We start from the raw sequence: 14,281 nt of genomic DNA on the forward strand, positions 1-14,281 counted from the left end.
CATGTCCGCAAAAATCGGCGCCAACCCCATCATCTGGTCGAACGACGACATGCCGGAACTGGGGGGCGAGACCCCGCTGGAAACCTGCCTGGCCGAGGCGCACAGCGCCGGGATGGAGGGCCTGGAACTGGGCAACAAGTTCCCCCGCACGCCGGACGCCCTGCGCGCGGCGCTGGCCCCCCACGGCCTGGCCTGCATCTCCGGCTGGTATTCCTGCGAATTGCTGACCCGCAGCGCGGAAGACGAAATCGCCGCCATGCAGGACCATCTGCAACTGCTGCGCGCCATGGGCTCACCGGTCATGATCTTCGCGGAAACGTCCAACACGGTGCATACGCAAATCGACGTGCCGCTCTCCGCCCGCCCGGTCCTGGACAGCCAGGACTGGCAGGGTTTCGCACGGCGCCTGACGATCGTGGGTGACGCGGTGGCCCGGGCGGGGCTGAAGCTGGTCTATCACCACCATATGGGCACCGTGGTGCAGACGCCCGCCGACATCGACACCCTGATGCGCCTGACCGGGGAATCGGTGCACCTGCTGCTGGATACCGGCCATGCCTGGTGGGGCGGGGCGGACCCGGCGGCGCTGGCCGCCCGCTATCGCGACCGCATCGCCCATGTCCACACCAAGGATGTGCGCCCCGCCATCCGTGCCCAGGCCGACGCGCAGGACTGGAGCTTCCTCCGGTCTGTGCTGAACGGCGTGTTCACGGTCCCGGGCGACGGTGAAATCGATTTTCCCGCCGTGTTCCGCAACCTTCCCGGCTATGACGGCTGGGTGGTCATCGAGGCCGAACAGGACCCGGCCCGCGCCAATCCGCTGACCTATGCGCGCATGGGCCGGAACTACCTTGCCAGAACACTGCACGATGCGGGGCTGCTGTCATGCCGTCACGCCTCCTGATCCATCCCCACGCGCCGGACGATGCCGGGCGCGTGGTCTCGGTCACGCCCCAGAGCGCCGGCTGGCGCTTCGTGGGGTTCGAGGCACGGACCCTGCGCGACGGCGCCGTGGCCGTCGGGCAGACCGACGATACCGAAATCTGCCTGGTGCTGATCTCGGGCCGGGCGCGCGTCACGGGGGCCGATATCGATTTCGGCGTGATCGGGGAACGGACGAATCCGTTCGACGGCCTGCCGTGGTCGGTCTACCTGCCGCCCCGTTCGGCCTGGCGGGTCCAGGCGCAGGGGCCGGTCGAACTGGCCATCTGCGCCTCGCCCGCGCGGGGGCTCTACCCGCCGCGCCTGATCGGGCCGGACCAGGTCGGGCAACTGACCCGGGGTACGGGCACCAACCAGCGCCTGGTGCGCAACATCCTGCCCGACACGGCGGATGCGGAAACGCTGCTGGTGGTCGAGGTCATCACCCCCGGTGGCCACTGGTCCAGCTACCCGCCCCACAAGCACGACACCGACGATTTCCCGAACGAGACCTATCTGGAGGAAACCTATTACCACCGCCTGAAGCGCGGCAGCGGCTTCGCCCTGCAACGGGTCTATACCAAGGATGGATCGCTGGACGAAGCGATGGCGATCGCCGACGGCGACGTCGTGCTGGTGCCGAAGGGCTACCACCCGGTCGGCGCGCCGCACGGATTCGACCTGTATTACCTGAACGTCATGGCCGGACCGGTGCGGCAATGGAAATTCACCATGGACCCCGACCAGGCCCATCTTCCCTACTGATGCAGACCTGCCCAGCAGGTTACGGAGTTCCGACATGAGCCTCATCTGCCACTTCATCGGCGGCAAGCGGACCGAGGGCCAAGGCACGCGGCGCGCGGATGTCTTCGACCCGTCCTCGGGCCAGGTCGCCCACCAACTGGCGCTGGGCACGCGGCAGGACCTGGACGACGCCGTCCGGGCCGCGCTGGCCGTCTTTCCCGCCTGGGCGGCCACGCCGCCGCTGACCCGCGCGCGCCTGATGTTCCGGCTGCGCGACCTGCTGGAACGCCGCGCGGGCGACCTGGCCGCCATCGTCACGTCCGAGCACGGCAAGGTGCTGTCGGACGCCAGGGGCGAGATCACGCGCGGGATGGAGGTGGTGGAATACGCCACCGGCATCCCCGAACTGCTGAAGGGCGAATATACCGAACAGGTCGCCAACGGCATCGACGCCTGGACCCTGCGCCAGCCGCTGGGCGTGGTGGCCGGCATCACGCCGTTCAACTTCCCGGTCATGGTGCCGCTGTGGATGGCGCCGATGGCCATCGCGACCGGCAACTGCTTCATCCTCAAACCCTCGGAACGCGACCCCTCGGCCTCGCTGTTCCTGGCCGACCTGTTCAGGGAAGCCGGCTTCCCCGACGGGGTGTTCCAGGTCGTGCAGGGCGACAAGGACATGGTGGGCGACATCCTGCACCACCCGGACATCAAGGCGGTCAGCTTCGTCGGATCGACGCCGATCGCACGCTACATCTATGAAACCGGCGCGGCGCAGGGCAAGCGCGTGCAGGCGCTGGGGGGGGCCAAGAACCACGCCATCATCATGCCCGACTGCGACCTGCCGCGCACCGTGGACGCCCTGATGGGCGCCGCCTACGGCTCGGCCGGCGAACGCTGCATGGCGCTGTCGGTCGCGGTCGCGGTGGGCGATGTCGCGGGACCGCTGATCGACGCGATGGCGCCGAAGGTGCGCGGCCTGAAGATCGGACCGGGCACCGACCCCGAAAGCGAAATGGGGCCGCTGGTCACCGCGCAGCATCGCGACAAGGTCCGGTCCTATGTCGATGCCGGCGTGGCCGAGGGCGCGGACCTGGTCGTCGACGGCCGCTCCATCGCCCTGCAGGGCTATGAAAAGGGCTTCTTCCTCGGCGGCAGCCTGTTCGACCACGTCACCCCGGACATGAGCATCTATCGCGAGGAAATCTTCGGCCCCGTGCTGGCGGTCGTCCGCGCGCCCGATTTCAAATCCGCCATCAGCCTGGTCAACGACCACGCGTACGGCAACGGCACCGCGATCTTCACGCGGGACGGCAATACGGCGCGCAGCTTCGTCCATGGGGTGCAGGCCGGCATGGTGGGCGTCAACGTGCCCATCCCGGTGCCCATGGCCTTCCATTCCTTCGGCGGCTGGAAGGGGTCGCTGTTCGGGGACCACCACATGCACGGCCCCGAAGGCATCCGCTTCTTCACCAAGCTGAAGGCCGTGACCGCGCGCTGGCCGGAAAGTGCCCGCGCGGGTGCCGAATTCGTCATGCCCACACTGGGCTGATCCGGATCGCTTCCAGAAAACCAAGAACAGAAAACGAGAAGCCACATGACACTCGGAATCGGCGTGATCGGTACGGGCGCGATCGGCCAGGATCATATCAGGCGCGTCAGCCGGGCCCTGTCGGGCGGAAGGATCGTCGCCCTGAACGACATCAATGCGGACAATGCCCGCAGGGCGGCGCAGGAATGGGCACCCGATGCGGTGATATGCGACACCGCCCGCGACCTGGTCGCCCGGCCGGACGTGCAGGCCGTCATGGTCACGTCCTGGGGCGGCACGCACGCGGAATACGTGCTGGACGCGATCGCGGCGGGCAAGCCCGTCTTCTGCGAAAAGCCGCTGGCGACCAACGCGGCCGACTGCCTGCGGATCATGGAAGCCGAAATGGCGCGTGGCCGGCGGCTGGTGCAGGTCGGCTTCAACCGGCGTTATGATTCCGGCTATCTCGACCTCAAGGCCATTCTGGATAACGGCACCATCGGCGACGTACTGATGGTCCACGCCATGCACCGCAACCAGCGCGTGGGGCCGAACTACAAGACCGAGATGGCCATCACCGACACGCTGGTCCATGAACTGGACGTGCATCGCTGGCTGCTGGATGGCGAATACGTCTCGGCGCAGGTCATCTTCCCCCGCCGCACCAGCAAGGCGCTGCCCCACATGCGCGACCCGCAGATCGCCCTGCTGGAAACGAAGCGCGGCATCCGCATCGATGTCGAAATCTTCGTCAACTGCCAGTACGGCTACGACATCCAGTGCGCCGTCGTCGGCGAACTGGGGCAGGCCAACCTGCCGGACCCGCCCGCCGTTCCCGTCAAGACGGGCGAGACACTGTCACGCCACATCATGAACGACTGGAAATACCGCTTCATCGACGCCTATGACGCGGAAATCCAGGATTTCATCGACCGGGCCTCCACCGGCTCGCCGGCCGGCCCGGATTCCTGGGCGGGCTATGCGGCCTCCGTCGCGGCCGATGCCTGCGTCCGCGCGCAGGAAAGCGGGCGGATCGAACCGATCGAGATGATCGCGAAACCGGCCTTCTACAGCCGGTAATGCCCGGATTCGGCGGGGACGCCCCGATCGAGGCACCCCGCCGAATCCGTGAAATCAGTACCCCGGTGGCGGCGGCGGCGGGGGCGCGGCGGGGTATGGCGCGGGCGCGCCCGGATACGCGCCATAGGCCGGATACGCGGTTCCCGCCGGGTAGGGCGCGGGGGCCGCGCCATATCCACCGCCATACGCCCCGTCGGCGATGACGTTGGCGATCACGCCCGTCGCAATGGCGGCCAGCAGGAAGCCGCCGCCGTAATTGATCCAGCGATAGCCGCGCGGGGGCGCGTACAGGCCGTGGTACCCCCGCCAGTTGTCGACGAACACGCCGCCGCCATTATAGCGGTCCCCGGCGCGCCACCGGCCACCATGCGGGCCGCCGCCCCCACGGAAATCGCCACCACGAAAGCCGCCGCCGCCCGGCCCACCCCGCGGACCACCCCCTCGGGGGCCCTCGCCGCCGTGACCGCCGTCGCGACCACCGCCGTCATGTCCTCCCGGCCCGCCCTGGGCGTTCGCGACAACCGGCGCGACCGCCAGGGCCAGACCCATGAGAAGCGCCATGAAGCGGTTCATCTTGATGGACATCCAAATCTCTTTCCTTGCCACACCATTAAGCCTCTCCAGATGTGGCGAAAATTGGCCGGACTCGTAACAGACGGTGGAGGCTCTTCCATGCGGCCCCGAGCCCTTCCCGCCAGATGACACCGAAAGCCCCCCACAGGCAACGGCGGGGCGCCGATACGTGTTCCGCGCTCTTCCGGTGCCAGCCGTAATCGGGCCTGAGCGGTCGTCGTCGATTGGCGGTCTCCCGGGCCGGAAAGAAGGTAGAGTTGCCGCGGTGAAACAGCAGCGCGGGAGGCGTGCGATGGAATTCTTTTGCGGTCTCGATGTGTCGATCGACGAAACGGCGGTCTGTGTGGTGGACGAGCAGGGCCCGTGCATCTGGAAACGACGGTGGCCACGGACCCGGCTGCGCTCAGGGATCCCGTGAAGCCGTTCCTGCCGCGCCTGCGCCGTATGGGTCACGAGGCAGGTTCCCTGTCGCCCAGGCGCATCCGGAGATGCTGGCGCTGGACCTGACGGCGCACGATATCTTGCCTGGAGCACGCGCAGGAACACCTGCGGGACTCCGCCGATGTCGGCGCAGCTGCCAATCCGATGGCAAAATGCGCCACGACGAAAGGCCGGCCGCGCATCCACGGATGGGGCGGCATATCAGTCGTCGCTGAGCGCGGAAGAGTGCACGGCGTGCCACGAACCCTCAGTCAGGGCCGAGATGCCAGTCCAGGAGCAGAACTGTGATCGTGAAAGGAAGCTAAAGGAAAACGAAGAATGAAAAACTTGACCAAAAAACCCGCCCGATTAAGAGGGCGTTCGGTATCCGCCTGGGCACGGTCTCGCGGGCGCGCTTCGACACCGCCGTTCGCGAGGCCGTGGCGCAGGACGCGCTGACCCGCGATCTCATGGAGGCGATGCTGCGGGCGAAGGCCGTGCTCTGGGAAGAATATACCCGGCTGCACAAGCTGGTGGTGCGGATCGTCGCGGGTGACGAGGTGTGCCGGCGGTTCATGGCCATTCCGGGGGTGGGGCCGGTGACCGCGCTTGGCGTGATGACGGCGATCGACGATCCGTCGCGCTTCCGGCGCTCGCGCGACGTCGCGGCGTATTTCGGCCTGACGTCGCGGCGCTGGCAGTCGGGTACCAGCATCGATGTGCAGGGACGCATCAGCAAGGCCGGCGATCCGGAGGTGCGGCGGTCCCTCTATGAAGCGGCGTCGGTCCTGCTGACGCGTTTCAAGGGGCGCGACAAGCTGCGGACCTGGGGCCTGGAACTGGCGAAACGGTCCTGCCATCGCAAGGCGGCGGTCGCCGTGGCGCGCAAGATGGCCGTGATCATGCATGCCATGTGGCTCGACGGAACGGTCTATGACGGCGGTCCGGCCGTCGATCCCGAAGAGCGGGCCCGTCATATCGCTTGCAAGAACCGCAAATTGCCGCGGGCGCTCGCGTGAGTGTCCAGCTGCAAAGGAATGTTCCGCCGCGTGTCGGGATGACCGCGGCGTTCTGAACAGGGAGATCCGCCAAGGCGGATGGGGAAGGGTGCAGTCGAGGACGACGGGAAGCACGATATCTTGCCTGGAGCACGCGCAGGTGAACGCCTCGTGGGACTCCGCTCGAGTGCCTGTGATGCTGCCCCGTGAATCCGATGGCAAAATGCGCCACGACGAAAGGCCGGCCGCCCATCCACGGATGGGGCGGCATATCAGTCGTCGCTGAGCGCGGAAGAGTGCACGGCGTGCCACGAACCCTCAGTCAGGGCCGAGATGCCAGTCCAGGAGCAGAACTGTGATCGTGAAAGGAAGCTAAAGGAAAACGAAGAATGAAAAACTTGACCAAAAAACCCGCCCGATTAAGAGGGCAGGATTAATGCTCTATAAACCCTGATATAGTGCCAAAGTGACGGTTTATGGAAATACTGATCAGTCCCGACGGAAAAATCCTGCATCCGTATAGTAACGAATTTTTTAAATATATCGGATGCTTTCGCAGTGATTACGATATGGTTTCGGATTCCATCCGGAATCTTGGATTCGCGGCCATGGCGACATTTCCGCATTATACGCGCATTCGCTTCCAGCCGGCATGTTTCCCGGCGTCGTGCTTCCAGGCCGTCATCCAGATCCTGCTATACCAGTCACCCCGGAACATCGTCCTCGAACGCGTCGGCACGCTGGTTGCGCCGCTGGAAGTCATACGCAATCTCAATGACGCCATTGCGCGCCTGCACGCGCTGCGGGCCGCGGCGCCGGACGAAACCGGGCTGCCACGCGTGCCCAACATCATCGGCCTGTCCCTGGACCGGCTTCAGGGTCCGAAACGCGCCGACCTGCGCACCGCATTGAAGCTCTGGAAGCAGCAAAACCGCTATGCCACCACGCGGAACATCGCCAGGATGACCGCCAACCCGGCCTTCGGGGGCGGCGGCGTGGCCTGGATGCCGGGCCAGGATCGCTGCCTGATCGAATCATGGCCGCAGAGCTACAGGTCATATGGCGATCGTTCCTGTGACAGTCTCCTGGGCCGCGATGTCAGGGACCTGCCCGACAGCGACTATATCATCCCGACCACCCGCGGATATTTCACGGTAGCCCAGCAGCAGGCGCCGCGCCTGGAACTGATCGAGGCACTCGTGACACGCGACGACGGCTCCAAATTCTGGTCTCGCTACGAAAGGCTGATTTTACCCTGGCGCACGAGTGCTACGGATACCTTCGTCACTTCCGTGCCACTGGTCAGGCTGGTTCGGGCCTGTTGAGTTATTCAATGCAGGGTTCGCGATCTGGATGCGGCAACTGCGCCCGTTTCGCCACAGGCAATATGTAAAGCAGCGCTTGACACGCCCGATGTAAAGCAACACTTTACGTTCATGGACATCGAAAGCATCGCCCACAAAGGGCTGCGCCGGTTCTTCGAGAAGGGAAATCCCAAGGGGCTGGTCGGGGATGTGGACCGACTGCGCAATATGCTGGCCTTCATCAATGCGGCGGCATCGCTGGACGAACTTTCAGTGCCTCCGAACTACGGTCTTCATCCTCTGACCGGCGATCGTATCGGAACGTGGTCGATGACCGTGACGAAGAATTGGCGCCTGACGTTTCGGGTCAATGATCAGGGCGCGATCGAGGATATGGATCTGGAGGATTATCATGGCTCTTAAAATGCATCCGTCCCTGGCGGTTCACGTCGGCGAATGGCTCAAGACCGAGGTCGTCGAGCCGAACGGCATCCGTATCAATGATCTGGCGGGGGAGTTCGGCGTGTCGCGGCAGGCGCTCAGCGCACTGCTGAATGGACGGGGTCGCCTTTCGGCTGACATGGCGATTCGGTTCGAAATGGCATTTGGCGTGAAGGCCGACACGTTGATGCGCATGCAGGTGGCCCATGACATGGCCCAGGCGCGCAAGCATGAAGGGGAATTGCGCGTCCGCAGGCTGGTCGCGGCCTGACGGATGGCCGCACGCCTAAAGTCAGGACTCCTTACGGCAACCAGAAGATGACGGATGCCGCGAGGCAGATGGCGGAAAAGAAAGTGAAATGCGCCCTGGCGCCAAGCGATATGTTGGAAATCGCCGAGACATACCGCTGCCTGCGCGATTCAACGAAGCGTCTGAGGTGGCTGTTTAGAGTCGCCTCGCGTCCGATCCGTTGTTGTTATGTCCCTCATGGCGGGGGCTGGGGAAAAGCTTCGCTTGTGCCTGTAGCTCTGGGCTCGCTCTGCTTCGCCTTCGTCGCCGTCGTTGATTGGACGAATCCGCATTGATCCGGACGACGTCAAAGCCGCCCGGAGGCGCGATCAGTCGGGCCGCTGGGCGCTGAACCGGCGGCAGAGCCATAACGAAACTACCCAGCAGACGCCGCCCACAAGGCCGGCCCGCAGCAGCGAGTGTGGCCACAAATCAAGCGCATCCAGCGCGAGCAGGGACACAAATATTAAAATTCCGGACAGTAAAGCCGTCCGATGGGGGGCCGGTGACACAGAACGCGTCCTCCAATGTCCAGCCTCTATATCACCCCATCTTCACGGCACATCAAGTTGATGTAGAAGTCTCGACTAAATCTGACGGATGGTGTCTGCTGAAGCTCAACCAGGGCTGCGGCGGGGGCGGAGTGGCCGGGCGACGCAGCCCCCGCCGCAGCCATCGGAGGATATCCTCATGACCCGTGACCAGAAGATCATCCGCGCCAAAGTTGGCCTGCTGGAACTATCGAAGCAACTGGGCAACGTCTCCCAGGCCTGCAAGATGATGGGGTATTCGCGCGACAGCTTCTACCGCTTCAAGGAGCTCTACGACAAAGGCGGCGAAATCGCGCTCCAGGAACTCTCCCGCCGCAAACCCTTGCTGAAAAACCGCGTCGAGCCGGCGGTTGAGGAAGCAGTGGTCGCGATCGCCATCGAACAACCGGCCTGGGGCCAGGCCCGCGTGGCCAACGAACTGCTCAAGCGCGGCGTCACCGTCTCTCCTTTCGGGGTGCGCAGCATCTGGCTGCGCCACGACCTCGCTACCATGAAGCTCCGCCTCAAGGCGCTCGAAGCCAAGATGGCCCAGGAACGGCTGATCCTCACCGAAAGCCAGCTTGCGGCCCTGGAGAAGGCCAAGGCCGACAAGGAGGCCTGGGGCGAGTTCGAGACCGAATGTCCCGGCTATTGCGGCGCCCAGGATACCTTCTATGTCGGCACCCTGAAGGGCGTCGGTCGCGTCTACCAGCAGACCTTCGTCGATACCTACAGCAAGGTCGGCTTCGCCAAGCTCTATGACCGCAAGACCCCGGTTACCGCTGCCGACCTGCTCAACGACCGCGTCATCCCCTTCTTCGAGCTGCACGATCTCCCGCTCCAGCGCGTGCTGACCGACCGGGGCACCGAATTCTGCGGCTCTCATGACCGCCATGAATACGAACTCTATCTGGCGGTGGAGAACATCGACCATACCCGCACCAAGGCGCGCAGCCCGCAGACCAACGGCATCGTCGAGCGCTTCCACAAGACCATGCTCGACGAGTTCTATCGTGTCACTTTTCGCCGCAAGATCTACGACAGCATCCACGAACTCCAGGCAGACCTCGACGAATGGATGGATGACTTCAACCGCAATCGCACCCACCAGGGACGATACTGCTTCGGCAAAACCCCGATGCAAACCTTCCTTGACGCAGCCCACCACGCCCGCGAAAAAGATATCGGGCGCCACGTCGAACACCACATGAACGCGTAGCATCCACGCCGGCCACTTCAAGCCGTCCGTCAGATTAAGTGCAAACTTCTACAAAGTTGAGATGCCATCGTTGCCCAGTGGGCCAGGCGCGAAACAGCAAGCTCGGTATGCTCCCGCGCAAGTTCGATCACCTCACGCAGCGCCTTCGGCTTGCCGCCGGGATTACCGCTCTGGCCTTTCTTGAACTGTCCCCGGTTGGCCTTCGCCTCAGGGTGCCTGTTATCAGGCACGTTCGGCGCCCCTCTTTGCATATTTCCGGCGATCGTGCATGGCGGACATCGTGCAAGGAAATCAGGGAATTGTGCAGGGAAAACAGCGATTACTGCATGCGCGACGCCTCACACCGCGCCTGCAGCCGCTTCATTGCATCCGGCGCCATGGGCGCGGTCATCATGGCCCGGTAGTTCATGCACTCGGGCGTTTCGCGGTGTTCGTGCTGTGGACGCTCCGCGCAGCCGGCGACGACCAGTGCGAGGGCGGCAACGGCGAGCCAGTGTTTCATCTCTGTTCCCCTCTCCGACGAACCGAGGGTAATCCACCCGCCCGAACAACGCACAGAGACCGCTCTTCCGAACTTCCCGCGAAGATAGGCCTGACGCGGGAGGCGTTCGCCAACCACTATGGGTTCAGCCGCAACGCGGTGCGGGATTGGGAGCAGGGCGTGATACCAACTCCTGTTTGTTAAAACCCATGTGCCCATTGTCGTAGCCCGAGGGACATGATGCGCCAGGGCTGGTCGACGAGCTGGTTCCAGGCGTGGCAGCAGATATCGACGATGTCGTCGTAGGTGCGGAAGATCCGGTTCGACAGCCAGGTATTGCGCATGAACTGCCAGACGTTTTCCACCGGATTGAGTTCGGGCGAGCGTGGCGGGAGCGGCAGGATGGTGATGTTGGCGGGGATATCGAGTTTCGGGCTGGTATGCCACGCTGCCTGATCGACGATGAGGATAGCGTGAGCGCCCGGCGCTACGGCCTGCGAGATCTCGTCGAGATGCCGGTTCATGGCGTGGAGGTTGCACCAGGGCAGGACGAGGGCCGCTCCCTTGCCTAGCGCCGGACAGATCGCTCCGAAGATCCAGGCCGAACGTGTGCGCTGATCGGCAGGCGCGCGTGGACGGGTGCCGCGTCTGGCCCAGCGGCGCGTCAGCTTCGTTTTCTGGCCGACCCTCGCCTCTGTCGCCCCACCAGAGTTCGATGGCCTTGCCGGGATGCCGGGCCCGGATCCCGGATCCATGAAGTCGGGGAAGCTTTTTTAAAAACGTCCTGGGCCTCGGGATCCTGGGCATGGTGCCGGGGGCGTCCCGTCAGAAGGCGGAAGTCGAGGCCCCGGATAACGGCGCTCAGCGGCTGCGCGAAAGAGAGACGCCGAATTCCTCATAAAGCCATTGCCCCAGATCAGCCTGCCGCCAGCGCACCACCCCATGCACGGCAGCGATCGGGCCGTCCTCGATCCGGCGCATCAGCGCTTCCAACATGGCTGGTGTCAGGCGGGGAACGACACCGCCCCCATGATGATCCCGCACGCCATCCGGGCCCTCGGCGTTGAAACGCACCACCCAGTCCCGCACAATCTGCCGATCCGTCCCAGCCAGTCGTGCCGCGTCTCCGCGTGACGCACCATCGTAGATCGCCGCCAGCGCCAGAAGCCGACGCGCCTGGCCCGCATGCCTCGTTGTCCGCGCCAGAGCACGCAGTCCCGCCGCATCATAATCCTCACGCAACGCTAACGCCCCGCCCATTCGGATGCCTCCCGCCCGGTTCGGCATCCTGTGAATCACAGCTCGTTCCAGAACGATACCGTCAGGCAATCACATATGAGTCAGGGCGGACCGGAGTTGGTATGAGACGACCGGAGAAGGCTGCCAGGACGCTTCTGCTGGTGATAGACCGGAGCCCCAGGCAGTGGAGCGGGTGCTGGCTCAGGTGTAAGCTGAAAGCCGCTCGGTCGCGTCGTCTGGTTCGCGCGACGGTTGTGATCCCCACGTCAGGTCATGTCGTCGGGCAGCGGGTGTGGAGGTGGATGTGTCATGGATCGCATAGCGGTTACAAAAAGAAGGAGTGAAGAATGCCTGGTGAAAATTCCGCTGATTCAGGTCAGGTAGTTTCTGAGGAAGGAACCGAGTTAGACAAAAAAAGATTGGATATTTTGACAGGAAAATTAAAAGAAAAGAATCTTCTTAATAGAGGATGTGTTTTCTGTGGAGAAAAGGATATGGTAATTCTTGGATACAAAGATGAATATCCGGTAATATTGCTAAATCCACCCACGAAATATTATGAAGCATACGCAATGGCCTGCTCAAATTGTGGGTTTGTCCACACATTCATGGGGGAAATTATCGAGGGAAACGGGAATGGCTAACAGTAACAATGTGCGCCTTTTCCCCGGAGTTCCCAGGACAACAGGCATTGACGGCGGGGGCGGCCCTCCCCATGATTCGGATATGAATCACCGCGTCACTGCCTTGGAGAGTAAGTTCGACGGCATCAAGGACACCTTGAATGCCATACAGGTGACGCTTACCCGTATTGAGACGACCATGGCGACCAAGGACAGCATGCATGCCATCGAGGTGCGCACGGCGGTATTGGAAGAGCGCACGGGTAAATTGGCCACAACGCGAAGCATGTCCATTATGGTAGGGCTCGCCGTAGCGATTCTTACACTGGCTGCGCGCTGGAACGATGTCGTGGCGCATTTTACTCATCCCTGACCGGTATCGCAGGTACGTTAGGCACCCGGCTCTGGCCGGGTTTCCGGCGGATAATGCGCTGCGCCTGCCGCATCTCGGCCAACGTCACCGGCGAGACGGTGACGCAGCCGGTCATACCCCCTCTCTGAGCTGGTGAGGCGTATTTAGCCCGCAGGCCCCGCGCTTCCTGATGACGCGCGAAGCGGTGCCGAAACCCTGCAACCCGAACGGGTTTTACAACCACTTCGTGGAATAGGTGCAGGCAGCCGACATGCCCACTGGCCTAAGCTCGCATGGACTGCGCAAGGCCGCTGCCCGTCGCCTGACTGAAGCCGAATGCATGATGCACCAGATTGCGGCGATCACAGGCCACAAGACGCTGGCTGAGGTGGAGCGTGACCCTGCCCCGAACGTGCCCTCAGTTTTGAGTTAGGGTCTGTGTATTGTTGTATGCCTTGGTGGCGTGTTGAGCGAAAGCCTCTGGCGTCATGCCATTGAGGCTGGTGTGAGGCCTGACGGCGTTGTAGTCGGCCCGCCAGTCCTCGATGACCGTCCGAGCGTGGGCGATGTTACGGAACAGATGCTCATTGAGGCATTCGTCGCGGAACCGGCCGTTGAAGCTCTCGACGAACCCGTTCTGCTGCGGCTTGCCCGGTGCGATATAGTGCCACAGCACCGATCGCTTCTGCTGCCAGGCCAGGATCGCGTTCGATGTCATCTCGGTGCCATTGTCGCTAACGATCATCAGCGGCCAGCCGCGATGCTCGCCGATCCGGTCGAGTTCACGACCGAGGCGTTCGCCTGATAACGAGGTGTCCGCCACCAGCGCCAGACATTCGCGCGTGTAGTCGTCGACCACCGTCAGCACCCGGAAGCGCCGTCCGTTGTTCAATGCATCCGAGACGAAATCCAGGCTCCAGCGCTGGTTCGGCCCGTCGGGCAGCATCATCGGCGAGCGCGTGCCCAGCGCCCGTTTCCGGCCGCCACGCTTGCGGACCGACAGCCCCTCTTCGCGATACAGCCGGAACAGCTTCTTGTGGTTCATCGTCATTCCTTCCCGGCCGAGCAGGATATGCAGTCGCCGGTAGCCAAATCGCCGTCGCTCCCCAGCCAGTTCGCGCAGCCGCCCGCGCGCTGCGGCATCATCCGGGCGGCGTGACGCATAGCGCCAGGTCTTCGGGTCCATGCCGATCAGCCGGCAGGCCCGTCGCTGCGAATACTCTTTCTCCCGGATCGCCCAGGTCACGGCTTCCCGCCGCAAACCGGGCGTCACGAGTTTTTTGCCAGTAGTTCCTTCAGCGTCGAGACGTCCATCACGCTCTCCGCCAGAAGCCGCTTCAGCTTCGCGTTCTCTTCTTCAAGAGCCTTGAGGCGCCGCGCTTCCGACACCTCCATCCCGCCGTATTTCGACCGCCAGGTGTAGAAGGTCGCGTCACTGATCCCGTGCTTGCGGCACAGATCCGCAGCCGTAGCGCCCGCCTGATGCTCTTTCAGGACCCCGATAATCTGGTCCTGCGTAAATCGCGCTTTCTTCATCGT

Annotated in this window: 14 protein-coding genes and 3 pseudogenes; 12 read left to right on the forward strand and 5 right to left on the reverse strand. The window is 63.6% G+C overall.

Annotation, left to right across the window (positions count from 1 at the left end):
* The first annotated feature begins 1 nt into the window (after position 1).
* The 4 genes from iolE to GDI_RS01730 are packed head-to-tail and all read left to right on the forward strand — an operon-like array spanning position 2 to position 4,273.
* Positions 2-904, forward strand: a complete 903-nt coding sequence (gene iolE, locus GDI_RS01715; RefSeq protein ID WP_012222660.1) for a myo-inosose-2 dehydratase — start codon at positions 2-4, stop codon at positions 902-904.
* Positions 886-1,686: a 5-deoxy-glucuronate isomerase gene (gene iolB, locus GDI_RS01720; RefSeq protein ID WP_012222662.1), complete on the forward strand. Its 801-nt coding sequence runs from the start codon at positions 886-888 to the stop codon at positions 1,684-1,686. Before iolE ends, iolB begins: the two co-directional genes overlap by 19 nt.
* Positions 1,687-1,720: 34 nt before the next feature.
* Positions 1,721-3,214 carry a CoA-acylating methylmalonate-semialdehyde dehydrogenase gene (locus tag GDI_RS01725; RefSeq protein ID WP_012222665.1) on the forward strand — a complete coding sequence of 498 codons (1,494 nt, stop codon included), beginning with the start codon at positions 1,721-1,723 and terminating at the stop codon, positions 3,212-3,214.
* A gap of 45 nt (positions 3,215-3,259) precedes the next feature.
* Positions 3,260-4,273 (forward strand): Gfo/Idh/MocA family protein, encoded by a 1,014-nt coding sequence (locus GDI_RS01730; RefSeq protein ID WP_012222667.1) that lies wholly within the window; start codon positions 3,260-3,262, stop codon positions 4,271-4,273.
* A gap of 54 nt (positions 4,274-4,327) precedes the next feature.
* On the opposite strand, the gene GDI_RS01735 is transcribed toward GDI_RS01730, so the two are convergent.
* Positions 4,328-4,858 (reverse strand): RcnB family protein, encoded by a 531-nt coding sequence (locus GDI_RS01735; RefSeq protein ID WP_012222669.1) that lies wholly within the window; start codon positions 4,856-4,858, stop codon positions 4,328-4,330.
* Between the two features lie 280 nt (positions 4,859-5,138).
* On the opposite strand from GDI_RS01735, the pseudogene GDI_RS19580 reads away from it, so the two are divergent.
* From GDI_RS19580 to GDI_RS01760, 6 genes and pseudogenes are all read left to right on the forward strand, one after another.
* A pseudogene (locus tag GDI_RS19580) lies at positions 5,139-5,384 on the forward strand (IS110 family transposase); the annotation flags it as partial.
* A 247-nt stretch (positions 5,385-5,631) separates the two neighbouring features.
* Positions 5,632-6,285: pseudogene (locus GDI_RS01740) on the forward strand (IS110-like element ISGdi15 family transposase); the annotation flags it as partial.
* A gap of 587 nt (positions 6,286-6,872) precedes the next feature.
* Positions 6,873-7,589 (forward strand): hypothetical protein, encoded by a 717-nt coding sequence (locus GDI_RS01745; RefSeq protein WP_012222671.1) that lies wholly within the window; start codon positions 6,873-6,875, stop codon positions 7,587-7,589.
* 111 nt (positions 7,590-7,700) lie between these two features.
* Positions 7,701-7,991: a type II toxin-antitoxin system RelE/ParE family toxin gene (locus GDI_RS01750; protein WP_012222673.1), complete on the forward strand. Its 291-nt coding sequence runs from the start codon at positions 7,701-7,703 to the stop codon at positions 7,989-7,991.
* Positions 7,981-8,280: a HigA family addiction module antitoxin gene (locus GDI_RS01755; RefSeq protein WP_012554307.1), complete on the forward strand. Its 300-nt coding sequence runs from the start codon at positions 7,981-7,983 to the stop codon at positions 8,278-8,280. The genes GDI_RS01750 and GDI_RS01755 overlap by 11 nt, the downstream gene beginning before the upstream one ends.
* Positions 8,281-8,988: 708 nt before the next feature.
* Positions 8,989-10,047, forward strand: coding sequence for an IS481-like element ISGdi10 family transposase (locus GDI_RS01760; protein WP_012222646.1), 1,059 nt, complete (start codon positions 8,989-8,991; stop codon positions 10,045-10,047).
* A gap of 29 nt (positions 10,048-10,076) precedes the next feature.
* Here the strand turns inward: GDI_RS01760 and GDI_RS20560 are convergent, their stop codons facing one another.
* The 3 genes and pseudogenes from GDI_RS20560 to GDI_RS18805 all read right to left on the reverse strand — a co-directional run bounded on the left by GDI_RS20560 (position 10,077) and on the right by GDI_RS18805 (position 11,788).
* A complete protein-coding gene (locus tag GDI_RS20560; protein ID WP_390614219.1) occupies positions 10,077-10,298 on the reverse strand; it encodes a DUF5681 domain-containing protein in 222 nt (73 codons plus the stop codon).
* Between the two features lie 68 nt (positions 10,299-10,366).
* Positions 10,367-10,549: a hypothetical protein gene (locus GDI_RS01765; protein ID WP_012554308.1), complete on the reverse strand. Its 183-nt coding sequence runs from the start codon at positions 10,547-10,549 to the stop codon at positions 10,367-10,369.
* Between the two features lie 179 nt (positions 10,550-10,728).
* Positions 10,729-11,788 (reverse strand): annotated as a pseudogene (locus GDI_RS18805) (IS630-like element ISGdi4 family transposase).
* 326 nt (positions 11,789-12,114) lie between these two features.
* Here GDI_RS18805 and GDI_RS19585 point away from each other — a divergent pair.
* Together GDI_RS19585 and GDI_RS01780 are read left to right on the forward strand one after the other, a co-directional pair.
* Positions 12,115-12,411 (forward strand): hypothetical protein, encoded by a 297-nt coding sequence (locus tag GDI_RS19585; RefSeq protein WP_144880585.1) that lies wholly within the window; start codon positions 12,115-12,117, stop codon positions 12,409-12,411.
* Positions 12,404-12,763, forward strand: coding sequence for a hypothetical protein (locus GDI_RS01780; RefSeq protein WP_041249247.1), 360 nt, complete (start codon positions 12,404-12,406; stop codon positions 12,761-12,763). The genes GDI_RS19585 and GDI_RS01780 overlap by 8 nt, the downstream gene beginning before the upstream one ends.
* Positions 12,764-13,160: 397 nt before the next feature.
* Here the strand turns inward: GDI_RS01780 and GDI_RS01785 are convergent.
* Positions 13,161-14,278 (reverse strand): IS3-like element ISGdi11 family transposase gene (locus tag GDI_RS01785; protein WP_157864127.1). Its coding sequence is split into 2 segments (ribosomal slippage): positions 13,161-14,026 and positions 14,026-14,278, totalling 1,119 coding nucleotides; the frame shifts between segments, so codons are not numbered across the junction.
* Positions 14,279-14,281 lie beyond the last annotated feature (3 nt).

This window comes from Gluconacetobacter diazotrophicus PA1 5, from assembly GCF_000067045.1.
GTDB classification, from domain to species: Bacteria; Pseudomonadota; Alphaproteobacteria; order Acetobacterales; family Acetobacteraceae; genus Gluconacetobacter; species Gluconacetobacter diazotrophicus.

Excerpts from the sequence above, each read along its gene's own strand:
- iolE (WP_012222660.1), top strand. The coding sequence starts at position 2 with ATGTCCGCAAAAATCGGCGCCAACCCCATCATCTGGTCGAACGACGAC.
- iolB (WP_012222662.1), top strand. The coding sequence starts at position 886 with ATGCCGTCACGCCTCCTGATCCATCCCCACGCGCCGGACGATGCCGGG.
- GDI_RS01725 (WP_012222665.1), top strand. The coding sequence starts at position 1,721 with ATGAGCCTCATCTGCCACTTCATCGGCGGCAAGCGGACCGAGGGCCAA.
- GDI_RS01730 (WP_012222667.1), top strand. The coding sequence starts at position 3,260 with ATGACACTCGGAATCGGCGTGATCGGTACGGGCGCGATCGGCCAGGAT.
- GDI_RS01735 (WP_012222669.1), bottom strand. The coding sequence starts at position 4,858 with ATGTCCATCAAGATGAACCGCTTCATGGCGCTTCTCATGGGTCTGGCC.
- GDI_RS01745 (WP_012222671.1), top strand. The coding sequence starts at position 6,873 with ATGGCGACATTTCCGCATTATACGCGCATTCGCTTCCAGCCGGCATGT.
- GDI_RS01750 (WP_012222673.1), top strand. The coding sequence starts at position 7,701 with ATGGACATCGAAAGCATCGCCCACAAAGGGCTGCGCCGGTTCTTCGAG.
- GDI_RS01755 (WP_012554307.1), top strand. The coding sequence starts at position 7,981 with ATGGCTCTTAAAATGCATCCGTCCCTGGCGGTTCACGTCGGCGAATGG.
- GDI_RS01760 (WP_012222646.1), top strand. The coding sequence starts at position 8,989 with ATGACCCGTGACCAGAAGATCATCCGCGCCAAAGTTGGCCTGCTGGAA.
- GDI_RS20560 (WP_390614219.1), bottom strand. The coding sequence starts at position 10,298 with ATGCAAAGAGGGGCGCCGAACGTGCCTGATAACAGGCACCCTGAGGCG.
- GDI_RS01765 (WP_012554308.1), bottom strand. The coding sequence starts at position 10,549 with ATGAAACACTGGCTCGCCGTTGCCGCCCTCGCACTGGTCGTCGCCGGC.
- GDI_RS19585 (WP_144880585.1), top strand. The coding sequence starts at position 12,115 with ATGCCTGGTGAAAATTCCGCTGATTCAGGTCAGGTAGTTTCTGAGGAA.
- GDI_RS01780 (WP_041249247.1), top strand. The coding sequence starts at position 12,404 with ATGGCTAACAGTAACAATGTGCGCCTTTTCCCCGGAGTTCCCAGGACA.